Here is a 5,681-nt window from a genome sequence, read left to right as displayed (position 1 = left end):
CCGGGCGGGCGGGGTGAACGCCTCGATCCCGGAGACGCTCTGCGGGGCCACCCTGGCCCGCTACGGCGAGACCGTCCTGACGGTGCCCAAGACCTACAAGTCGGACAAGGTGTGGAGCTACGAGGTCGGCGCCAAGATGCGGGTGCTCGACAACCGGCTGCAGGTGAACGGCTCGATCTACCGGATCGACTGGAGCGATCTGCAGACCAACGTGACCATTCCGGCGCCCTGCGTCGGCAACTTCATCGGCAACGCCGGGAAGGCCAGGAGCCAGGGCTTCGAAATCGAGGCTCAGGCCCTCCTGCTCGAAGGCCTGACCGCCAACCTGGCGGTGGGCTACACCGACGCCCGGTACATCGGCCAGACCCTGGGGTTGGGCCGTCCGGGCTTCCTGACGCTGCCGGTGGCCCTGGACGGCCAGCACATCGCCGTCGCGCCGTGGACCGTGCAGGTCGGGGTTCGCTATGACCGGGAGATCGCCGCCGATCTGCGGGGCTACGTCCGCGTCGATTACCGCTACATCCGCCATTACACCCGCACGGCGGTCCAGACCTTCGGCAACCCCTCCTACTCGCCCACGGCCCAGTTCCCGGACACCACCCGCACCAACGTCCGGCTCGGCGTCGAACGCGGGCCGCTGGACGTCAACGTCTTCGTCAACAATCTCTTCGACTCGCGCAAGGGCGAGGTGGCGGGCGGCCTCACCAGCTGTCCGGTGAGCGGCGGGCCCGCCTGCGTCGGCGGCTTCTACAACCCCTACTACACCGTCACCCCGGCCTCGCCGCCCCGCCAGGTCGGCCTGCAGCTCGCCTACCGGTACTGAGCCGGCCGCCGCGGGGGCGATCAGCCCTCGCCGCGCGCCTGGAGATCCATCCTAAAATCAGGAATTTCGCTCATGCGGCCTTCGGTTCTCTCGTTAGTTCTGAGCGTCACGATGACGCTTGCGGGCGTCAGCGGCGTGCACGCCCAAGCGCGCGTGGACAACAGTCGCGCGCCGACCGTGGCGGCCGACGTCGATCGCTGGCCCCTCAAGCTGCCCAGGGGATGGAACTTCGGCGAAACCCTAGGCGTGGCGGTTAATTCGAAAGGCGTGGTCGTCGTCCTGAACCACCCGGGCACGTCGACGTCGGGTCCGATCTATGGCGGCGCCACGACAAACCTTTGGGAGTTCGACCCGAGCGGGCAGTTCGTCCGCGAGATCGGCGCCGGCGTCTATGGTTTCGCCTACGGCCACTCCGTGCGTTTCGATCGCTACGACAATCTATGGTACGTCGATAAGGCCACCAACAGCGTCATCAAATTCGACCCGCAAGGCCGCGTCCTGATGAACCTGGGACGTCGCGCCGAGGGCTACGACTCCTTCAATCCTGAGCATGTCGTTCGGCCGCGGCCGCAGGACGCCAAGCCTATCAGGGGGCTGTTCAACGGGCCGACCGACGTGGCCTGGGACGACGAGGACAACATCTTCGTCAGCGACGGTTATGTGAACTCGCGGGTCGTCAAGCTGAACAAGTACGGCGATTGGCTGACGAGCTGGGGGCGTTACGGCGTGGGCGGCGTTCACGCCGACGAGAACCCGGGCGCCTTCCAGAACCCCCACAACATGCAGGTCGACCGGGCGGGCAACGTCTACGTCGCCGACCGCGGCAATCGCCGCATCCACGTCTTCGACAAGGACGGCAAGTTCCTGCACTTCCTGTTCCTGGACGCCCCCTACGACAAGTCGCATCCGCCGACGCTGTTCGAAATGCCGGCCGAGCAACCGGACGAGACGGCCCCCTGGGCGCTTTGCATCACCAACACCCCGACGCAGTACCTCTACGCCGTCGATAGCGAGCCGGGCCGGATCTACAAGATGACCCTCGACGGCCGCATCGTCGCGATCGCCCTATCGTCTTCAGGACGCCGGGACGACCAGCTGAACTGGCCTCACGCCTTGGCCTGTCCCTCCGAGAACGTGCTCTGGGTCGCCGATATGAACAACTGGGCGATTAAGAAGATCACGCTCCATCCGGAGCGGCGCCTCACGCCCAGCGCCTCGCGGCCCTAGGCGCAAGCCCCCGCCCGCAAAGCGCCGTCAATACGCTCACCTTCCCCGCAGCCGAGGACCGCCAGGTCATGCCCAGAGACAGTCTGCCAGCGTCCGTGTCGCCTTTGGCGGACGTGGCCCAGCTTCCGCTCAAGGCCAGCGCAGCCGGCCTTCGAGGCGTGGTGATCTCCTCGGCGGCGGGCACTGCGTTCGAGTGGTACGATTTCTTCGTCTTCGGCTCGCTGGCGTCGATCCTCTCGCGGCAGTTCACGGCGGGCGATCCGACGGCAGGGTTCATCTTCACCCTGGGCGCCTTCGCGGCGGGGTTCCTGGTCCGGCCGTTCGGGGCGATGTTCTTCGGCCGCATGGGGGACCTGCACGGCCGCAAGATCGCCTTCCTGACCACCATCACCCTGATGGGCCTGGCCACGATCGGCATCGGGTTGCTGCCCACCGCCGAGGCGGCCGGCCCGATGGCGGCTGTCCTGTTGGTGTGCGCGCGGGTGGTCCAGGGCTTCGCCATGGGCGGCGAGTACGGCGGGGCGGCGGTCTATGTCGCCGAGTACGCGCCGCCGAAGCACCGCGGGTTTCTCACCAGCTGGATCCAGACCGCGGCCGCCGCCGGCCTGCTCTGCGCCCTCGCCGTGGTCCTGGCGGCGCGCAGCCTCGTGGGGGAGGAGGCCTTCGGCGCCTGGGGGTGGCGGATACCCTTCCTCTTTTCCAGTCTCCTGCTGCTTATCTCCCTGCGGGTTCGCGCGCGCTTGGAAGAGAGTCCGGTCTTCAGCGCCATGAAGGCCCGCCAGGGCCTGGCGAAGGCGCCGCTCGCCGAAGCGTTTCGGGGGCCGAACCTGCGGACGATGCTGATCGCGCTGTTCGCCATCCTCCTGGCCCAGGGGGCCATCTGGTACGCCATGCACTTCTACGTGCAGTTCTTCCTCGAGCGCGTCGTCAAGCTCCCCGGCGTCACGGTGAACGTTCTGATGGCGTCGGCTGTGGTCGCCAGCTCCGGGCTCTACGTCGTCTTCGGCGCCTTGTCCGACCGCGTCGGACGCCGCCCGGTGATGCTCGGCGGCATGGTCGTGGCGCTCGTCTGCATGTACCCGGGCTTCCGGATGCTCACCGCCTTCGGCAATCCGGGCCTCGTGGTCGCCGCGGCGCGCGCGCCGATCGTGGTGGCCGCCGATCCTGAGAATTGCGGCCTGGCCTTCGATCTGCTCGGACGGCGCAACGGCGAAAGCAGCTGCGACGTCGTCAAACGGGCCTTGGCCGAGGCGGGCGCGCCATATCGGAACGTGACGGCGCCCGCCGGCGCCGCGACGACGGTGTCGGTGGGCCAGCACAGGATCGAAGGGCGCGCACTCGTCGGATTGTCGGCGGAGGCGGCCATGCGCGAGCAAGCGCGGTTCGCAGCCGAGCTGCGCCGCGGCCTTGCTGCGGCGGGATATCCCCTCGCGGCCAATCCCAACGAGATCAACGAGACCGGCCTCTTCGTCGTGATCCTCCTGCTGATAGCCTGCTCGGCCGCGCTGTACGGGCCGCAGGCGGCGGCTCTGGTCGAGCTCTTTCCGGCTTCCATCCGCTACACCGCCTTCTCCATTCCCTACAACGTCGGCACGGGGTGGGTCGGTGGCTTCCTGCCGATCACCGCCTTCGCCATCGTGGTGTCCACGGGGAACCTCTACGCGGGGCTGCTCTATCCCGCGGCCTTCACCGTCGTCTCGATCGTCGCGATGCTTCTGTTCCTGCCGGAAACGCGCGCACGACCCTTGAGCTAGCCGACGCCCATCCCTTCAGACCGGCCTGTTCCGCGGGCCGCATCCAAGAGAGAACGATCATGCTGCAAAAGATTGTCGGCGCGCCGGCGAAGCCGAAAGCACGGAACACCGACGTGCCATTGAGCCGGCGAGAGGCCTTTGCCGGCCTTGCCACCGTCGGTCTCGGCATCAGCCTGGCCGGCGGACCGGCCGCGTCCCAGACGCCGGCGATGGCGCAGGCCTTCCCGCTGCCGCCGAACATCGCCACCGAGATCCGCGCCGAGCTCCAGCCGCTGGCGCCCAACGTCTGGGCGTTCATACAGCGCGAGGCGCCGAACCAGTCGAACCTGTCGGTGAGCAATTGCGGCCTCATCGCCGGGCCGCGCGGCCTGCTGGCCATCGACTCGACGTCCGCCCCGGTGCAGGCGAAGCGGTTCCGCGCCTTGGCCGAGAAGGCCACCGGCAAGACCTTCGAGCGGGTGGTGATCACCCACGGGCACCCGGACCACACCTGGGGTTTGCAGTTCCTCGGCGACGGGCTTCAGATAATTGCGCAGGAAGAATGCGCGGCGATGATGGCGCGATCATCAACCGCCCGCCCTGGACTGTGGAATCCCCGGAACCCGGCCTGGTCCGACGGTTCAGAGAACTACAAGCTCATCCTCCCGGACATCACCTATACCGAGAAGATGACCCTTTTTGGCTATGGCCCCAAGCAGGTTCAGCTTTTGTGGCCGGGACGGGCGCATACGCTGGGCGACACCAACGTCTATCTCCCCGAGGAAAAGGTCATCTTCGTCGGCGACATCGGCTTCTTCGGCGTCACCCCGCTGAACGGCTCGGGCTATGTCGCCAACTGGATCCGGGTCTGCGACCAGATCAACGAGATGGACGTGACCGCGATCGTGCCCGGCCACGGCCCGGTCGGGGGCAAGGCGGAACTGGAGGACATGAAGCAGTACCTCGTGCTGCTCTGGAACCAGTCCAAGAAGGCTTTCGATCGGGGCGTGACGCCAGGGCGAGCCGCGGCGGAGATCGATCTCGGCAAGTATGCGAGCTGGAAGGACGCCGACCGGGTCCTGCCGAACGTCACCCGCCTGTACGCCGAGCACGCCGGGACGATCGCCGCCGCCATCTCCCCGACGGCCATGGTGGAAGCCCGGACGGAATTCGAGCGTATCAAGCGCGGGCGCTGAGCCCTCGCCGCCGGCCAGGTTGGGAGCGTCGCCCGCAAACCCGGCGGATGCCGTTGCTGATCGACATGCGCGTGCCTCCCCACGCGGCAACTTGGACCGGGCGCGCGGCCGCCCGGCCCACCTTCCTCAAGGGCTGTCCATGGTTGAGAAGCTTCAAAACGATGCGGTCCGGGCCCTGGCGGGCCTGTTGTTCGACGGCATGACGATCATGTCGGGCGGGTTCGGCCTTTGCGGCATCCCGGAGAACCTGATCGCGGCGATCCGCGAGAGGGGGGTGAAGGACCTGACGGTGATCTCCAACAACTGCGGGGTCGACGGCTTCGGCCTGGGCGTCCTGCTGGAGGGCGGGCAGATCCGGAAGATGATCTCCAGCTACGTTGGGGAGAACAAGCTGTTCGAGAAGCTCTACCTGTCGGGCGAGCTGGAGCTGGAGTTCAATCCGCAGGGCACTTTGGCCGAGCGCATCCGCGCCGGCGGCGCCGGCATCCCGGCCTTCTTCACCCGCACCGGGGTCGGCACCCTGGTGGCCGAGGGCAAGGAGGTGCGCGAGTTCGACGGCGAGCGCTACGTGATGGAGCGCGGCCTCACCGCCGACCTTTCGATCGTCAAGGCCTGGAAGGGCGATGCGGAAGGCAACCTCGTCTATCGGAAGACGGCGCGGAACTTCAATCCGATGATGGCCAGCGCCGGCAAGGTGACGGT

At 67.5% G+C, this 5,681-nt stretch carries 5 protein-coding genes; all 5 read left to right on the top strand.

Features of this window, described 5'->3' with window-relative positions:
- The coding region (locus tag VJS38_RS09600) for a TonB-dependent receptor (protein ID WP_324087930.1) at nt 1-823 on the top strand (823 nt) is incomplete at its 5' end.
- Nucleotides 824-934: 111 nt separating this feature from the next.
- Nucleotides 935-2,050: a hypothetical protein gene (locus VJS38_RS09595; RefSeq protein WP_324087929.1), complete on the top strand. Its 1,116-nt coding sequence runs from the start codon at nt 935-937 to the stop codon at nt 2,048-2,050.
- 113 nt (nt 2,051-2,163) lie between these two features.
- A complete protein-coding gene (locus VJS38_RS09590) occupies nt 2,164-3,804 on the top strand; it encodes an MFS transporter (RefSeq protein WP_324087928.1) in 1,641 nt (546 codons plus the stop codon).
- Between the two features lie 59 nt (nt 3,805-3,863).
- The gene (locus tag VJS38_RS09585) at nt 3,864-4,979 is read left to right on the top strand and encodes an MBL fold metallo-hydrolase (RefSeq protein WP_324087927.1); all 1,116 of its coding nucleotides are present in this window, start codon (nt 3,864-3,866) and stop codon (nt 4,977-4,979) included.
- A gap of 139 nt (nt 4,980-5,118) precedes the next feature.
- Nucleotides 5,119-5,681 (top strand): CoA transferase subunit A (locus VJS38_RS09580; protein WP_324087926.1); only part of this gene is annotated, 563 nt, incomplete at its 3' end.

The organism is Phenylobacterium sp. (genome assembly GCF_035276905.1).
Taxonomy (GTDB): domain Bacteria; phylum Pseudomonadota; class Alphaproteobacteria; order Caulobacterales; family Caulobacteraceae; genus Phenylobacterium.
This window is presented reverse-complemented; position numbering and strand designations above follow the sequence as displayed.

Excerpts from the sequence above, each read along its gene's own strand:
- VJS38_RS09595 (WP_324087929.1), top strand. The coding sequence starts at position 935 with ATGACGCTTGCGGGCGTCAGCGGCGTGCACGCCCAAGCGCGCGTGGAC.
- VJS38_RS09585 (WP_324087927.1), top strand. The coding sequence starts at position 3,864 with ATGCTGCAAAAGATTGTCGGCGCGCCGGCGAAGCCGAAAGCACGGAAC.